Annotated in this window: 16 protein-coding genes and 1 tRNA gene; 12 read left to right on the top strand and 5 right to left on the bottom strand. The window is 49.6% G+C overall.

Annotated elements, in window-relative coordinates:
• Positions 1-216: 216 nt before the first annotated feature.
• The 6 genes from petA (at position 217) to ACO0LE_RS15350 (ending at position 4,489) form a co-directional block, all read left to right on the top strand.
• Entirely contained in the window at positions 217-831 is a 615-nt protein-coding gene (gene petA / locus ACO0LE_RS15375; protein ID WP_422961230.1) for a ubiquinol-cytochrome c reductase iron-sulfur subunit, read from the top strand.
• Positions 831-2,243 (top strand): cytochrome b, encoded by a 1,413-nt coding sequence (locus tag ACO0LE_RS15370; RefSeq protein ID WP_422961258.1) that lies wholly within the window; start codon positions 831-833, stop codon positions 2,241-2,243. The genes petA and ACO0LE_RS15370 overlap by 1 nt, the downstream gene beginning before the upstream one ends.
• Positions 2,244-2,263: 20 nt before the next feature.
• A complete protein-coding gene (locus ACO0LE_RS15365) occupies positions 2,264-3,028 on the top strand; it encodes a cytochrome c1 (protein WP_422961229.1) in 765 nt (254 codons plus the stop codon).
• A 106-nt stretch (positions 3,029-3,134) separates the two neighbouring features.
• Entirely contained in the window at positions 3,135-3,746 is a 612-nt protein-coding gene (locus tag ACO0LE_RS15360; RefSeq protein ID WP_262838127.1) for a glutathione S-transferase N-terminal domain-containing protein, read from the top strand.
• 112 nt (positions 3,747-3,858) lie between these two features.
• Positions 3,859-4,359, top strand: a complete 501-nt coding sequence (locus ACO0LE_RS15355) for a ClpXP protease specificity-enhancing factor (RefSeq protein WP_422961228.1) — start codon at positions 3,859-3,861, stop codon at positions 4,357-4,359.
• A 54-nt stretch (positions 4,360-4,413) separates the two neighbouring features.
• Positions 4,414-4,489, top strand: a tRNA-Thr gene (locus tag ACO0LE_RS15350).
• Positions 4,490-4,650: 161 nt separating this feature from the next.
• On the opposite strand, the gene ACO0LE_RS15345 is transcribed toward ACO0LE_RS15350, so the two are convergent.
• The 3 genes from ACO0LE_RS15345 to ACO0LE_RS15335 form a co-directional block, all read right to left on the bottom strand.
• Complete coding sequence (locus ACO0LE_RS15345; protein WP_422961227.1) at positions 4,651-5,238, bottom strand: UbiX family flavin prenyltransferase; 588 nt, start codon at positions 5,236-5,238, stop codon at positions 4,651-4,653.
• 29 nt (positions 5,239-5,267) lie between these two features.
• A complete protein-coding gene (grxD, locus tag ACO0LE_RS15340; protein ID WP_422957310.1) occupies positions 5,268-5,579 on the bottom strand; it encodes a Grx4 family monothiol glutaredoxin in 312 nt (103 codons plus the stop codon).
• A 368-nt stretch (positions 5,580-5,947) separates the two neighbouring features.
• Positions 5,948-8,296, bottom strand: coding sequence for a Tex family protein (locus ACO0LE_RS15335; protein ID WP_422961226.1), 2,349 nt, complete (start codon positions 8,294-8,296; stop codon positions 5,948-5,950).
• 277 nt (positions 8,297-8,573) lie between these two features.
• Between ACO0LE_RS15335 and ACO0LE_RS15330 the strand changes: the two genes are divergently transcribed.
• The 6 genes from ACO0LE_RS15330 to ACO0LE_RS15305 all read left to right on the top strand — a co-directional run bounded on the left by ACO0LE_RS15330 (position 8,574) and on the right by ACO0LE_RS15305 (position 14,042).
• Entirely contained in the window at positions 8,574-9,635 is a 1,062-nt protein-coding gene (locus ACO0LE_RS15330) for a prolyl oligopeptidase family serine peptidase (RefSeq protein WP_422961225.1), read from the top strand.
• A 256-nt stretch (positions 9,636-9,891) separates the two neighbouring features.
• Positions 9,892-11,385 carry a COG3014 family protein gene (locus ACO0LE_RS15325; protein ID WP_422961224.1) on the top strand — a complete coding sequence of 498 codons (1,494 nt, stop codon included), beginning with the start codon at positions 9,892-9,894 and terminating at the stop codon, positions 11,383-11,385.
• Between the two features lie 47 nt (positions 11,386-11,432).
• The gene (locus ACO0LE_RS15320) at positions 11,433-11,831 is read left to right on the top strand and encodes a YcfL family protein (protein ID WP_422961223.1); all 399 of its coding nucleotides are present in this window, start codon (positions 11,433-11,435) and stop codon (positions 11,829-11,831) included.
• Positions 11,832-11,894: 63 nt separating this feature from the next.
• Entirely contained in the window at positions 11,895-12,521 is a 627-nt protein-coding gene (lpoB, locus tag ACO0LE_RS15315; protein WP_422961222.1) for a penicillin-binding protein activator LpoB, read from the top strand.
• Positions 12,522-12,598: 77 nt separating this feature from the next.
• On the top strand, positions 12,599-13,423 hold the full coding sequence (locus ACO0LE_RS15310; protein ID WP_422961221.1) for a hypothetical protein: 825 nt from the start codon (positions 12,599-12,601) through the stop codon (positions 13,421-13,423).
• Positions 13,424-13,556: 133 nt separating this feature from the next.
• On the top strand, positions 13,557-14,042 hold the full coding sequence (locus tag ACO0LE_RS15305) for an acyl-CoA thioesterase (RefSeq protein WP_422961220.1): 486 nt from the start codon (positions 13,557-13,559) through the stop codon (positions 14,040-14,042).
• On the opposite strand, the gene ACO0LE_RS15300 is transcribed toward ACO0LE_RS15305, so the two are convergent.
• Together ACO0LE_RS15300 and ACO0LE_RS15295 are read right to left on the bottom strand one after the other, a co-directional pair.
• Entirely contained in the window at positions 14,035-14,457 is a 423-nt protein-coding gene (locus tag ACO0LE_RS15300) for a GNAT family N-acetyltransferase (protein ID WP_422961219.1), read from the bottom strand. The genes ACO0LE_RS15305 and ACO0LE_RS15300 overlap by 8 nt on opposite strands.
• Positions 14,458-14,663: 206 nt before the next feature.
• Positions 14,664-15,545 (bottom strand): intradiol ring-cleavage dioxygenase, encoded by an 882-nt coding sequence (locus ACO0LE_RS15295; RefSeq protein ID WP_422961218.1) that lies wholly within the window; start codon positions 15,543-15,545, stop codon positions 14,664-14,666.
• Positions 15,546-15,577 lie beyond the last annotated feature (32 nt).

Here is a 15,577-nt window from a genome sequence, read left to right as displayed (position 1 = left end):
CTTTGTTTCGGTTATTAACTTGGTAATTCTTGCTACATGTGAAACTGTATGCGTCTAAATCGCAAAATAACCGACAAAATCCAAAAAAAACAGTGCAGTTTGACTCTATCGTGATGTTTTGCTTTAAAACCACAGTCGCCTCCTTTATAATTTAAGGTTGCTAGAAGTTATATTTACGCTTCATTAAGTTTTGATTTTTGATAGATTGGGGTTGGTATGAGTATCGAAAAGCAGGTCGATTCCGGCCGTCGCGGCTTGCTCGTCGCCACGTGTGCGGCGGGTGGTGTGGCAGGTTTGGCAACGGCAGGTGCGCTGGTCAGCACTTTCCAGCCATCTGAACGCGCGAAAGCGGCTGGTGCGCCAGTAGAGGTAGACATCTCGGCGCTGAAGCCAGGTGAAATGACTACTGTAGAATGGCGCGGTAAGCCAGTATGGATACTGAAGCGTACGCCTGAGATGCTGGCAAGCCTTGCCAACACCGAAGATAAAGTTGCTGATCCAAAATCGCAAAAGCCTTACACCATGGAAATGCCAGAGTATTGCGATAAGCAAAGCCGCTCTCGTAAAGAACATGCTGACATTTTGATCGCGGTAGGTATTTGCTCCCACTTAGGCTGCTCGCCGAGTTCCAAATTCCAGGCAGGCGCACAGCCTTCATTGCCGGACGATTGGGCTGGTGGTTTCCTGTGCCCATGCCATGGCTCTACATTCGACCTTGCTGGTCGCGTCTATAAAAACAAGCCAGCTCCGCAAAACCTGGATGTTCCGCGTCATATGTACTTGTCGGACACCAAAATCGTCATCGGTAAAGATGAGAAAGGCGAGGCTTAATCATGGCATTTGTTGAGAAAAAGCTGCCGGCAGACGCTCCTGTCGTTGACAAAGCATTGAACTGGGTTGATTCCCGTTTTCCGCTGACTAAATTGTGGAATGATCAGTGGGGTCAATACTACGCGCCGAAGAATTTTAACTTCTGGTACATTTTCGGTTCGCTGGCAATGCTGGTGCTGGTAATTCAGATTGTGACCGGTATTTTCCTGGTGATGCATTACAAGCCAGATGCGAATCTAGCATTTGCTTCTGTTGAGTACATCATGCGTGATGTACCCTGGGGCTGGTTAGTGCGTTATATGCACTCCACTGGTGCATCAGCTTTTTTCATCGTTGTGTATTTGCATATGACCCGTGCTTTGATGTACGGCTCTTATCGTAAGCCTCGTGAATTGATCTGGTTGTTCGGTTTTGCTATCTTCTTGTGCTTGATGGCTGAAGCGTTCTTCGGCTACCTCTTGCCATGGGGCCAAATGTCTTACTGGGGCGCACAAGTGATTGTTAACTTGTTCGGCGCTATCCCTTTCATCGGCCCTGATTTGTCTTTGTGGATTCGTGGTGACTATGTTGTGTCTGACGCGACATTGAACCGTTTCTTCTCCTTCCACGTCATCGCGATTCCTCTGGTCTTGCTGGGCTTGGTTGTTGCGCATCTGATCGCCTTGCATGAAGTCGGTTCGAATAATCCAGATGGTATTGAAATCAAAGAAAATCTTGATGCAGACGGACATCCGGTAGATGGCATCCCATCCCATCCGTATTACACTTTCCATGATATTTTTGGTGTGACAGTGTTCCTGACGATTTTCAGTGCAGTAGTTTTCTTTGCACCTGAGATGGGTGGTTATTTCCTCGAGTACAACAACTTCATTCCTGCTGACTCATTGAAAACGCCTCCGCACATTGCGCCGACCTGGTACTTCACGCCGTTCTACTCTGTATTGCGTGCGACGACGTCAGAGTTCTTATATGTAGTTCAGGCGGGTATCGTTGGTTATGTCGGTCTGATTTTCCTGACGACAAAATTGCCGCAGCTTATCAAGATTGCTATTGCTGCCGTAGGTCTGGTTGCGATTGTCGGCATGATGCCTTTTGGTCTGGATGCAAAATTCTGGGGTGTGGTGTTGTTCGGTTCCTCAGTGATGATTCTGGCGGGCCTGCCTTGGCTGGACGTTTCTCCTGTTAAGTCGATCCGCTACCGTCCTGATTGGCACAAGTATGTCTACATCGTATTTGGTATCGCGTTTGTGACACTGGGTTATCTTGGTGTAGAGCCGCCATCACCAGTACGTGAGCGTATTTCGCAAGTATGTGCTGTGATTTACTTCGGCTTCTTCTTATTGATGCCATGGTGGAGCGCGATGGGTACATTTAAACCTGTACCAAAACGCGTGACTTTCTCTGCTCACTAAGCGCCAAAGGAATAATAAGCATGAAATTATTTAAAAAAATGATCGCGACACTGGCCCTGGTTCCAGCGCTCGCTTTGGCGAACTCAGGTGGTTTTCCTCTGGATCAGGCGCCTGATCGTTCGACCGATATGGCTGCATTGCAAAACGGTGCAAAGTTATTCATCAACTATTGCCTCAATTGCCACTCTGCGTCAGCAATGCGCTACAACCGTTTGAAAGACATCGGTTTGACCGATGATCAGATCAAGCAAAACTTGCTGTTCACTGGTGAAAAAGTGGGCGATCTGATGAAGACAACATTGTCTGCAAAAGATGCGAAGGCCTGGTTCGGTGCGGTGCCTCCTGATTTGTCTGTGATTGCTCGTGCTAAAGCTTCCGGACAGGGAACGGGTGCTGACTGGATTTATACTTACCTGCGTACTTACTACAAAGACGAAAGCCGTCCAACAGGTTGGAACAATATGGTGTTCCCTAACGTTGGTATGCCTCACGTTTTATGGGAATTGCAAGGTACCCGCACAGCTAAGTTCGTCGAGGAAAAAGATGCGCATGATGAATCCAAAGTTGAGCATAAGTTTGCTGGCTTTGAAAAAGTCACTGCCGGTACTTTGACGCCAATCGAATACGATAATGCTGTTGGTGATCTGGTTGCCTACCTCCAGTGGATGGGCGAGCCAGCACAAAATACGCGCAAACGCCTAGGCGTTTGGGTGTTGATGTTCATTGCGACATTGAGCCTCTTGGCCTGGCGCCTGAACGCATCGTTCTGGAAAGAAGTAAAGTAATTCAGTAATTCAGTCGTCCGCTTAACCTGGTTGAGCGGATGTGTCATCCCAGGGTGAGGTGCGCAAATTGGCGCCTCGCCCTAATCGTTTTTAAGGAACTATAAAAATGATGGTTCTCTACTCAGGTACAACCTGCCCATTCTCGCAACGCTGTCGCCTGGTTCTGTTTGAAAAAGGCATGGATTTTGAAATTCGTGATGTTGACCTGTTCAATAAGCCAGAAGATATTTCGACAATGAATCCTTACGGCCAGGTACCGATTCTGGTCGAGCGTGAATTGATTCTGTATGAATCCAATATCATTAACGAATATATCGATGAGCGCTTTCCGCATCCGCAATTGATGCCGGCAGATCCGCTGCAACGTGCCCGTGCGCGCCTGATGCTGTTTAATTTTGAGAAAGAATTGTTTATCCACGTGCATACTCTGGAAAACGATAAATCAACTTCATCGGCTAAAGTACAAGACAAAGCGCGTGCTGAAATTCGCGATCGCCTGACGCAACTCGCACCTTTATTCATCAAGAACAAATACATGTTAGGTGATGAATTCTCTATGCTGGATGTAGCTGTTGCACCATTATTGTGGCGTCTCGACCATTATGGTATCGAGCTGTCCAAGACTGCTGCGCCCCTGATGAAATATGCAGAACGCATTTTTTCTCGCCCGGCCTACATTGAAGCGCTGACGCCATCCGAGAAAGTTATGCGTCGTTAATTTTAACGATGCATAAAAGAAAAGGCTGACGCGATCACTTCAAGTCAGCCTTGTCGTTTGTAGAATCAGGGACTATTCTTTAGCTACTATTTCTTCAGGAAATCATTCAGGTATGTCAGAAACATCCACCAAGCCCTATTTCATGCGGGCCATTTACGAATGGTGCACCGACAATGGATTTACGCCGTATATGGCGGTTAAGGTCAATGCAGCTTCGCGGGTACCGATGGAATTCGTCCGGAACGGCGAGATTGTGTTGAACATCAGCTTTGGTGCGACCAGCGCACTTAAAATGGACAATGAAGCCGTTGCGTTCAAAGCCCGTTTTGGCGGCATTTCACGCGATATTTATGTGCCGGTTGAAAATGTCCAGGCAATTTATGCGAGTGAAAACGGCCAGGGCATGGCATTTGAGGTCGATCTTTCTGAGTCTTTGCAAGATTCTCCAGTATCAGATGTGCCTGTAAATCCTGTTACAGGCAAACCTGCATTGGGTTTGGCGGCAGTGAATTCAAAAATCGAAGAGGCGCATCGCAATGCAGGACAGCTTGCAGAAAAACCAGCGGAACCACAAAAAAAATCAGAAAAACCCTCGCTAAAAATAATAAAGTAGTCTATAATTTTGTTCTTCGAGATTGATTGAGAAATCACTTTCTTAAAAAGTTTCGCCGGCTTAGCTCACTTGGTAGAGCAGTTGACTTGTAATCATCAGGTAGCCAGTTCGATTCCGGCAGCCGGCACCATTAAGAACCCATCGTTAGCAATAACGGTGGGTTTTTTCTTTTGTGTTTTCAAGTATTGAAATCGGTGTGCTATTGAAATGCCCGCAGAAAACTCGTCTGCATCGCATTGATGTATCTAGCAATGCCTTGTATTCTCTTTCCTTGTTTTTGTTGCGGACTGTTTATGCTTGCACTTTACCTAAGCCACTCCAGCGTGGAGCGAGTTCAGTTGAAATGTCAAACAGGTCCAGTACGCGAGCGGTTGTGTGTTGCACCATCTCATCGATGGAGGCGGGCTTTTGATAGAACGCCGGTAGTGGCGGGAAAATGATGCCGCCCATTTCGGTTACGGCAGTCATATTGCGCAGGTGGGCGAGATTGAATGGTGTTTCACGCACCATCAGGACCAGGCGACGACGCTCCTTGAGGATCACGTCTGCAGCGCGGGTAATCAGATTGTCTGACAGGCCGTGAGCGACGGATGCCAGGGTTTTCATCGAGCATGGTGCGATGATCATGCCGTTTGCCTGGAATGAGCCGCTGGCAATGCAGGCGCCGACATCGCGGACGTTGTGAACAACATCGGCCAGTGCCTCGACATCTTTGCGGCGTAATTCCAGTTCCTGATGCAAGGTCAGTGTGCCCGCTTCAGAAATCAGTAAATGACTCTCGACCCCGGGTAAATCGCGGATCGCTTGCAGTAGCCGGACGCCATACACCGCGCCTGTTGCGCCGGTGATGGCGATAATCAGGCGTTGTGGTGTGCTCATATGCTGATATAGGATGGAGTAAGGCGGAATCAGGCTTTGATCAGTGCTTGTAATTCACCGCTTTCAAACATCTCATTCATGATGTCCGAGCCGCCGACGAATTCGCCTTTAATATATAACTGAGGAATCGTTGGCCAGTTAGAAAAATCCTTGATGCCCTGACGTACAGCGGCATCTTCTAATACATTGATGGTAACCAGGTTCTCTGCGCCGGAAGCCTTCAGCAATTGAATTGCACGACCGGAAAAGCCGCATTGTGGAAATTGCGCGGTGCCTTTCATGAACAGTACAACAGGGTTTTGGGTTACGGTGTCTTTGATCCAGGCTTGAACGTCGCTCATAGCTATTCCTTGGTTAATAATATGGCGTCATTATAAAGGAAACTGCGATGCGGCTCCGCAGTGCTATCGGTACACTTGGTTGATGTGGCTTTTATTGGGAAAAATTAAATACTCTCCCTCAGTATTATCTAAAAGCGCAATCTTAATATGCGGATTCGACCGGTTTTATAACGATATTGGGGGAGTATATGTGATGACATGGAATTCAGCTAGATTAGGCCGAGCTGAACTTTGAGAGAGGCGTGGTCGGGTCGAGCCCTTCGCACTGCGGTGAAAAGACGCGCTCTTCTCATTTGAATAGATTGCGATGAAGTAAAGACCTATTGCTGACGCCTGATTGCAAGGCGTCAGCAATGGTATCTGCATTTTTAAGGCCGCAATTTGGCAAACGCTGCTGCCATTGCATTATTTGCTGGCGGCGCAGAGGCAGCTTGGCCACGATGCTGTTGCAGGCGTTTGGCGTCATTACGATCGGCTTTTTGTTCCGGCGTACTGCCCGCTTGCGGTGCCGCGTCGGTCAGGCGCATGGTCAGCGCAATACGTTTACGCTTTTCATCGACTTCCAGCACTTTGACTTTAACGACTTGCCCTGCTTTGACGACGGTATGCGGATCTTTGACAAAGGTGTTCGACAGTGCCGAGATGTGTACCAGGCCATCCTGATGCACGCCAATATCGACAAAGGCACCGAATGCCGCGACGTTGGTGACTACGCCTTCTAGGATCATGTCGGGACGCAGGTCGCGGATTTCTTCGACGCCGTCTTTGAAGGTCGCTGTAGTGAATTCTGGGCGCGGGTCACGACCTGGTTTTTCCAGTTCTTTCAGAATATCGGTGATGGTCGGGATGCCGAATTTGTCATCCGCATATTTTGCCGGACTAAGTGATTTCAACAAGCGTTCATCACCGATCACACCCGCCACATCCTTCTTGATGTCCGCCAGAATTTTTTCTACAAGCGGATAGGATTCAGGATGGACTGCGGACGCATCGAGAGGATTATTGCCACCCATCACGCGCAAAAATCCAGCGGCCTGTTCAAACGTTTTATCGCCCAGACGCGGCACTGAGCGCAGATCGGCGCGTGAGGCAAACATGCCTTTTGCATCGCGATAATTGACGATGCTTTGCGCTACTGATGACGATAAGCCGGAGACGCGTGCCAGCAATGGTGCGGAGGCTGTATTCACATCGACACCGACTGCATTCACACAATCTTCAACTACGGCATCGAGTGAGCGGGCGAGCTGCGACTGGCCGACATCATGCTGATACTGACCGACACCAATCGACTTCGGATCGATCTTCACCAGCTCGGCCAACGGGTCTTGCAGGCGACGTGCAATCGATACGGCACCCCGGATAGAAACATCGAGATCCGGCAATTCTTTCGACGCAAATTCAGAGGCAGAATAGACGGATGCACCGGCTTCCGATACCACGATCTTTGTCAGTTTGAGTTCGGGTTTGAGCTTGATTAAATCCTGTGTGAGTTTGTCGGTTTCGCGCGATGCGGTACCGTTACCAATTGAGATTAAAGAGACATTATGTTTTGCCGCCAACTGCGCCAATACATGCAGCGAGCCGTCCCAGTCGTTGCGTGGCTGATGTGGGTAAATGGTCGCGTGTTCCATGACCTTGCCGGTCGCATCGACGATCGCGACTTTGACGCCAGTGCGTAAGCCGGGATCGAGCCCCATGGTAGCGCGCGGGCCTGCGGGTGCAGCCAGCAACAGGGCTTTGAGATTGCGTGCAAAGACGTTGATTGCCTCGACTTCGGCCTTCTCGCGCAGGCTGCCCATCAGTTCGGTTTCGAGATGCATGAATACTTTGACGCGCCAGCTCCAGCGCACGGTGTCTGCCAGCCATTTGTCGGCAGGGCGGCCAATATTGCTGACGCCAAATTTAGCGGCGATGCGACTTTCGCAAGGATTTAGCGGAGCATCCCATTTTGGTTTTTCTTCCTCGGTATCGAGACGCAGCGTGACTGTCAGCATTTCTTCGCGGCGTCCGCGGAACAGGGCTAATGCGCGGTGTGATGGGATCGTGCCCAGCGTTTCGGCGTAATCAAAATAGTCGGCGAACTTGGCGCCGGCGTCTTCTTTGCCTGCGACGACTTTGGATTCGACGATGCCATGATCCAGCAGGTATTCACGGATCGCTTGCAGCAGCGAGGCATCTTCGGCAAAACGTTCCATCAGAATCTGGCGGGCACCATCGAGTGCTGCCTTGGTATCGGCCACGCCGGGGTTGTCGCCGTTGCTGGTGCTGAAAGGTGGTTTTAAATAAGCGACGGCTTCGTCTTCTGGATTTTTGGTCGGATCGCTCAGCAGGATATCGGCTAAATCTTGCAAACCCGCTTCAATCGCAATCTGCGCCTTGGTGCGACGCTTGAGCTTGTAAGGCAGGTATAAATCTTCCAGGCGGGTTTTGTCTTCGGCATGCGTGATTGCGTCGAGTAGCACAGGCGTCATTTTGCCTTGCTCTTCAATCGACGAAATGATGGCAGTGCGACGGTCTTCGAGTTCGCGTAAATAGCGCAGACGCTCTTCCAATAAACGCAATTGGGTATCGTCCAGTCCACCCGTCGCTTCTTTACGGTAGCGTGCGATAAACGGCACGGTCGAGCCTTCATCTAGTAAAGTAATGGCAGCAGCGACTTGCACAGGTTTGGCGGCAAGTTCCAGGGCGAGACGTTGTTCAATCGAAGGCAGCATAAATAATGGTGTGAATAATTGGGTAAAAATAAACTCGAATAATTAAAATCAAGTCGCAGATGATACGCGCTCTGCGTGATTGCACCAGTCTTGACAGTCGTCGGGACTCGCAGTAGTGAAACGTAATTTTATTGAAAATAGGGGAGTATCTGTTTTATGTTCGTTTATCCGCAATAATTTAGTGGTCTTCTGGCTACATGCATCACATACTCAGTGCCAGTATATAATTAAATAATGTATTTTACATAATGAATTTAAGATCAAACATGGGTAAAAAATGGGTATAACAAGCAAATTGTCATCCGGCCTCAAGTGTTTGACCTTAGTCTCATGCCTGGCTTTGCTGGCCGCTTGTGCAAGTGTGACGACGTCCTCAGCACGTCCCTCACCTCAGCGTTTTGACTTTGCTGAGGGCGGGCAGGCGACGTATTTTAGTATCGACAACCATTTATTTTTCACCGCTGGTCAATCCAATCAGGCTCAGTTCGGACATGCCGCGACATCGTTGGCGACCCTTGTATTCGTAGTGCCCGGTTCCGGTTGTGTCAGTATGGGCAAATATCTCCCCGACTATTTTCGCGGGCTGGAAGGGGAGTCTGGTGCTCTGCGTATTTTGATTTTACAAAAACGGCATAGCCAGCAAGACGATACCGCATGCAGTGATGCTTTTATCCGCGATGATCATCTGAGTCGCTGGCAAGCAGATCAGAATGAATTTATTGGAGCCCAGTTGCGCTTGCTGCAACGTCAGGGACAACATCCCCGTCGCATCGTCATGCTGGGAATTTCTGAAGGCGCGGAGCTGGCGGCCCTGCTGGCGGCGACACATCCTGCTATCACGCATCTGGTGATGATTTCAAACGGTGGCATGCAGCCGCTGGATGCATTTCGTTTGCTGGCAAATCAGCGCAATGAGGCTGGCGATGCTGGATTGCTCAATGAGGTGCAGCGTATCGATGAGGCGCTGCTCAACACCTTGCCTCAGACTTTAGGCAAGACATCAGGCAATGCCGCACTCACCGCCGCATTCATTGCACTTACTGAGGAGCAGATACTGATCAACGGGCGCAGTCGTCAGTACTGGCAGGAATTAAGTCAATTGCGTCACAGCGACAACCTCTTAAGCTTGAATAAACCTATTTTGCTTTGCATGGGGAGTGCAGATCAGGCTGTGCCAGTGGAGTCGGCCAATTGGCTGGAGCGGCAGTTCCGGGCATTAAAAAAAACTAATTTACAACTGCATATCTATCCCGATGCTGATCATGGCTTACGCACTCCGTTCGGCGTACATTTGCCTGATTGTCTACATCAAATGGATCTCTGGCTGGAAAAGTCCTGAGATATTTGATGGGTTTGTAGGTTTCGCAGGCACCCGGCTAAAAGAAATAAATCAGCTCAATATTGATTCAAATCACTACTTTCAGTAGTAATTAATAATACTCAGAATTAAATAGCAAAAAAGACAAGCTAATCTGTTTGATTTTTTATATACTCTTACTCGTTTTATTTCCGATAACAATAACGATTTTGCGACTTCCGATGGGCCCCTGCGATGGGATCCGTATATATCGGCGGCAGCCCACTTACTGATGACTATGCGCCTATCTATTGCATTTACCCCTATTATTGCCGCGCTTGTTCTGGCAGGTTGCGTTACTTCCCCCACGCATGACAGCAAAGTTGCTTCCTCATTAGCGACCGCCAAAGAGGGGCGCATTGAGGATGCGATTAAACAGGTCGAAGCCCAGACCGCCGGCAGCAGCAAGAACGACCTGTTGCTGAATCTGGAAAAAGGCGAGCTGATGCGCATCGGCAATCGCTACGAAGACAGTTTGGCGGCGTTCGCTGTTGCCGATGTCAAAGTTAAGGAGTGGGAAGAAACTGCCAAGAGTAATCCGGCGAAGCTGATGGGCCAAGTTGGTGCGCTGATCATGGGCGATAACAGCCGTGATTATGAAGGTCAGGATTACGAAAAAGTCATGCTGACTACGCGCATGGCAATGAATCGCTTGAATTTGGGCGACCTCGATACCGCCCGCGTCGATATCAAGCGTACCCATGAACGCGAAGCAGTGATCGCTGAATTCCGTGCCAAAGAAACTGCCGATGCTGAAAAAGAAGCCAAGGAAAAAGGCGTCACTACCAGCAGCAAGGAGCTCAACGGCTACCCGGTAGAAACACTCAATGATCCAGAAGTCTTGAAGCTGAAAAACGGCTATCAAAATGCCTTAAGCCACTATCTCGCAGGCTTCGTCTACGAAGCACTGAATGAGCCAGGTCTGGCGGCGCCGGGCTATCGCAAAGCCAATGAATTACGTCCGGATTTACCGGTGCTCGAAGATGGTTTAAAAGGTCTCGACCAGCGTACCAGTTTTCGCCGCAAAAAGGGCGTGACCGATGTGCTGTTCGTCATCGAGGCAGGTCACTCACCGGCGCGCCTCTCGCAAAAAGTAGCATTCCCTGTGCCGACGACGCGCGGACTGGTCACGGTCTCATTTGCTTTCCCCGCGATTTATCCGGATAAAGATGCACCGGTAATCAATACCATCAAAGTCGGCGACCAGGTGTTGCAGACAGCGCTAGTGACAGACTTCAACGTGATGGCACGTAAAGCATTGAAAGACGAGTTGCCAGGGATCCAGTTGCGCGCAGCAACCCGTGCGATTGCCAAGGCGCTGGTACAAGATCAGGTGAACAAAAACTTTGGCATGCTCGCGGGTCTCGCTGCCAACGTTGCCGTTGCGGCGACTGAAAGCCCGGCAGATGACCGCATGTGGCGTAGCCTGCCGGAGCGCGTATTCGTTGCCCGTGCTTTTATTCCGCCTGGTGATTATGATGTGAACTTCGGTAGTTATTCGAGTGAAATCAAACGCATCACAGTGGATGGCCGTTACATGGTGGTGCCGGTCCGTATGTATTCCAATAAAACCTACTTAGGAAGCACAGCAAAATTTGGCACAGTCGCTGTTGCACAGGCCGAGCCAGCGCCAGCAGCAACTGCTGCCAAGCCAGCCACAAAGAAAGTCGTCCCACCAAAGAAAAAAGCCGATGCCGCAGCGACAACGCCTGCGACACCTGCAAAGCAGTAAATCAGCAACAAGTAAGCAGTAAACATAAAATTACTTAGGACATGTATATGACATCCCCACTCAGAAAAATTTTTATCATTGCGGGACTCGCCCTAGCTGTGCAAAGCGCATTTGCCGGTGACCAGGTACCGGCGGCAATTTCTCCCGGCATTGCAGCCAAGCTGATGGTGCGTGGCGAACTGCAAGGCTTGCAGGTTGTTGATCTGCGTTCACAGCGCAAAAACGACGTGATGGTCGTACAGGCAGAAGTGACCAACACGGATGTCAAAGACCTGCGTTTATACTACCGCTTCCGCTGGACTGATGCAGCGGGCATGCAGGTAGGTGATGGCGAAGTGTGGAAGCCAATGACCTTCTTAGGCAAGCAAACACAATTTATTAAAAGCACTGCCTATGGTCCTCAGGCAACGGATTTTAAAATTGAAATGAGTTCCGAACCGCGCTGATTTTTATCTTCATCAGTCAGTCATTTATTTGTATCGTAATCGCTTTATTTTTCAGGAATTATCATGACATCCATTTCCTCCATGTCCTCTCTTGCACGCGCTTGCTGCGCCATGGCAATCGTTGTATTGCCAATGACTGCGTGTCAGACAAAATTATCACAACCCACAGTCAGTTTTTCCCGTCAGGTCAGCTACGGCGATAACAAAGCAGTAGAAACCGTGACCAACGAATTTGGCTCCACAGATCTGCAAATGATTGCTGAAAAAATGGTCGGCTCTCTGCTCGAAGATCCAGCACTGGCAAATCGTCCAACGATGACGCTCGCCGGTGTGCGTAACAAGACGAGTGAATACATCGATACTAAATCGATCATGAACACAATTCAGACGGCTTTAGTCAAAAGTAAAAAAGTGAAATTCACCCGTAGCGCCGATGAGATGCAGCAAGGCGTCGACGAGTTGCAACGCCAAAACCAAAGTGGCCTATATAAAGCCCAGGGCAAAGCGAAGGTCGGCAACATGCAAGCAGCCAAATATTCACTGGAAGGCGAGATCGTTTCTATCGTTAAACAAAACGCCAACACCAAAGATGTGTTCTACAAAATGACTTTGAAACTGTATGACATCGAAGACGGTTCCATCGAATGGCAAGATGAAAAAGAAATTCGTAAAACGTCCAAACGTCAATAATCTCGACCATTACGTCACACATTGCTATGTCGTGTTATCTAGTTAGACCGGCATAGCCAAGTTGAAAAAGGATCACTATGTTGAATGCAAAAAAAATCCTGGCAGCCCTGTTTTGCGCTGCCTCCGGCTTGTCTGCCTATGCTGCCGACATGCCAAAAATCGCAGTCACTGATCTGACTTATGAAGAAAAAGTCAGTGAATATTTTCGTGTTGTTTCTGCCAGTAGCAAGAGTAGCGTCAACGCCCGCTCCAGCGAACGCGAAACTGATCACAGTTATTCGGCACGTGGCAGCTATAACGCTAAGAGCGAAAGCAATTACTACGAAGCCGAAGGGTTTTATACCTACATCGACCGCGGCGAACTGAAAACTTATACTGCCGATCTTAAGGGGGCACTGATCAAAGGCGGTGCGGTTCATCTGATCCAGGCTCGTCCTTATGTAGGCAAGCCAATGGAAAAAATCTTCGACATCATCGGCCGGATTAAACAAGGTATGTACCCAGGCGCTGACTATGTCCTGTTCGGCACAGTCAGCAACATCCAGTTCCGTCAAGAAAGCAATCAGCTTCAGTACGGCAATTCGATCACCGCCAGCTTGTCGCTCGACCTGGTCGCTGATTTTAGTCTGATTAACACCAAAACTTATGAAGTTAAAGCAGCTTTCAGTGCTAGCGGTTCTGGTGTCGATACCAAAATTCTGAGCCGCGCCGGTGACCGCGTCGCCTTCAATCGCGGCAAAGTCATGCAAGAGACCTCACGCAGTCTGGCTGACGCAGCCTACGGTGAGCTGATGGTGCAATTCGGTATGCCACGTGGTGCCAATCGTCCCATGAACAGCAATGGGATGGGACAACCAGCCGTTCCTGCACAAGCACCTGAGCCAGTGACGGTATATAAATAAATACAAATAAATAACTTTGCGTTGACTGAAGTTACATCTGCAAATAAAAAATGCCAGTGCTCGCACTGGCTTTTTTATTCTAACTAATTTGAGCTAAACTTCTTTATTCCCATCAACTCACATTAACCCAAATATGCATTCAGAAAGCACCGATATGCCGTGGGATTATCCGCAAGCTTTTACGCTGAAACGCACACCAGCCGTGAACGACATCGATGGTCTCAACCATACGAATAACGCAGTATATGTGCAATGGTGTGAAGCGATAGGTTGGGCGCATTCTGAACAGCTTGGGCTGACTCTCGCAGACTATCAGCGCCTGAACCGGGCGATGGCGATACGGCGGGCTGAGTATGATTATATTTTGCCTACGCTGCTGGATGAGTCGTTGACACTGGCAACCTGGCTGACCGCAAGTGATGGCAAGTTGACGATGGAGCGGCGGTTTCAGTTGATACGTGACAGCGATCAGGCGGTGATTTTGCGTGGTCGCTGGGATCTTGTCTGCATTGAAGTCAGTAGCGGTAAGGCCAGACGGATGCCCGCAGAATTTTGTGATGCGTATTTGTCAGTGGTGATCGATTCCACCTCATCTGCAGCGACCGTGCCGGTCAGCTAGTTTTTTGATAAATACTTGGCCGGTTAATTTCCATCAGTGTTTCTGGTTTGGTAGGGGCTTTAAATCCGAATTTTTCATATAAGCCCCGCGCATCACTGCTGGCGAGCATAAAGCGGCGTAGTCCTTGCAGGTCCGGATACGCCATGATCGCGCTGACGAGTTGCTTGCTGTGACCCTGCCCACGGTAATCTGGCAAGACAAACACATCCATCAGATAGGCATAAGTGGCGTAGTCACTGATCACGCGGGCGAAGGCAATTTGTTGGCTGCCGAGATAGCCGCCGAAACACAGTGAGTGAGTCAGCGAACGTTCTACGATTGCCAGAGGGATGCCTTTGGCCCATGCCGTATGTTGCGACAAAAAGTCGTGGATCAGCGGGATGTCGAGAAGAGATTGATCGGTAGAGATATGCATCCGTTTATTTTAACGGAATGTTTGTTCTTATCTGTGCCATCTGTCGATCACGTGCAGCATTCTTCTGCATCCCTGATTGAAAAGGTAAACGGCATGGTGGTTATACATGCCGTTTTATTTTTTTGCTCTGAGTGGTATCTGTCAGCATTTTTCCCTATTTTACTTGGAGCTCACTTGTAGCCTACTTCTAGTTTAATTGCACTGACTTATACCGACACACCGACCGTCAATGTAACGACATAGCCGAGCGCGGCGCTGCCGGTGACACTGACCATTTGCAGGCTGGTTCCGTCGCTGAATACGTTATCGGTCGCATACGATATCTTGGTGAGATTGGTTACGCTGGCGCTGTACCCTGTCGATTGGTACGCTTCGTTCAGCGTCGCCATCGGGAAGGTGAATTGCGAGGTTTTAATCTTATTCGATGCGCTGTTCGCTTTTGCCAAGCTTGGATAGATTTCAAAATGCACATGCGGAATACGACCATCGTAGCAACCCGGGAAAATCGTGGTGAAGGTGACGTTGCCGCTGCTGTCGGTTTCTTGTACGCCGCGCAGGTAGTTTTCGCCAGTGACGCCGGCCGAGTACATCGAGTACAGACCATCGCGATTACAGTGCCACAGATACACGGCATATCCGGAAAGTACTGCACAGCTTGACTTGGTGTTGACGACCTGAAGCTTGATGGTCAGTGGTACACCCGCTGCCACACCGCTGGCGCCTGCGATACTGGCGCGAATATCGCTGCGCACGATGCCAGACAGTAGTAATGCGTTGGCAATACCATTGGTACTGCTATTGGAGCCATCACCCGGATAGGGGCCAGCAGTTTCTTCCGGAATGACGGCGCAGCTTGTGCTGGTCGTTGTCCCGGTGTCAGTGGATGTGCCTGTGCTGGTACCGGTTGTTGCGCCACTAGTGGTCGATGTCGTTGTACTGCTGGCGCTGGTACTGCCGCCACCGCATGCTATCACTGATAAGGCTGTTGCGCCCCCTGCCGAGAGCCAGCGTAATAGCTGGCGGCGATTGGGGGAAGTATTGAGCAGGGTCGTAAGATCATGCGCCAAGCCGTGGTCGTGTGAGTCCATGTGATCTCCTATGAGTAATGTATGGTGGGGAA

Origin of the sequence: Undibacterium sp. Xuan67W (assembly GCF_049340165.1) — a bacterium.
GTDB lineage: Bacteria > Pseudomonadota > Gammaproteobacteria > Burkholderiales > Burkholderiaceae_D > Undibacterium.
The sequence above is the reverse complement of the archived record's forward strand: the minus strand, read 5'-3'. Positions and strand labels throughout refer to the sequence as shown.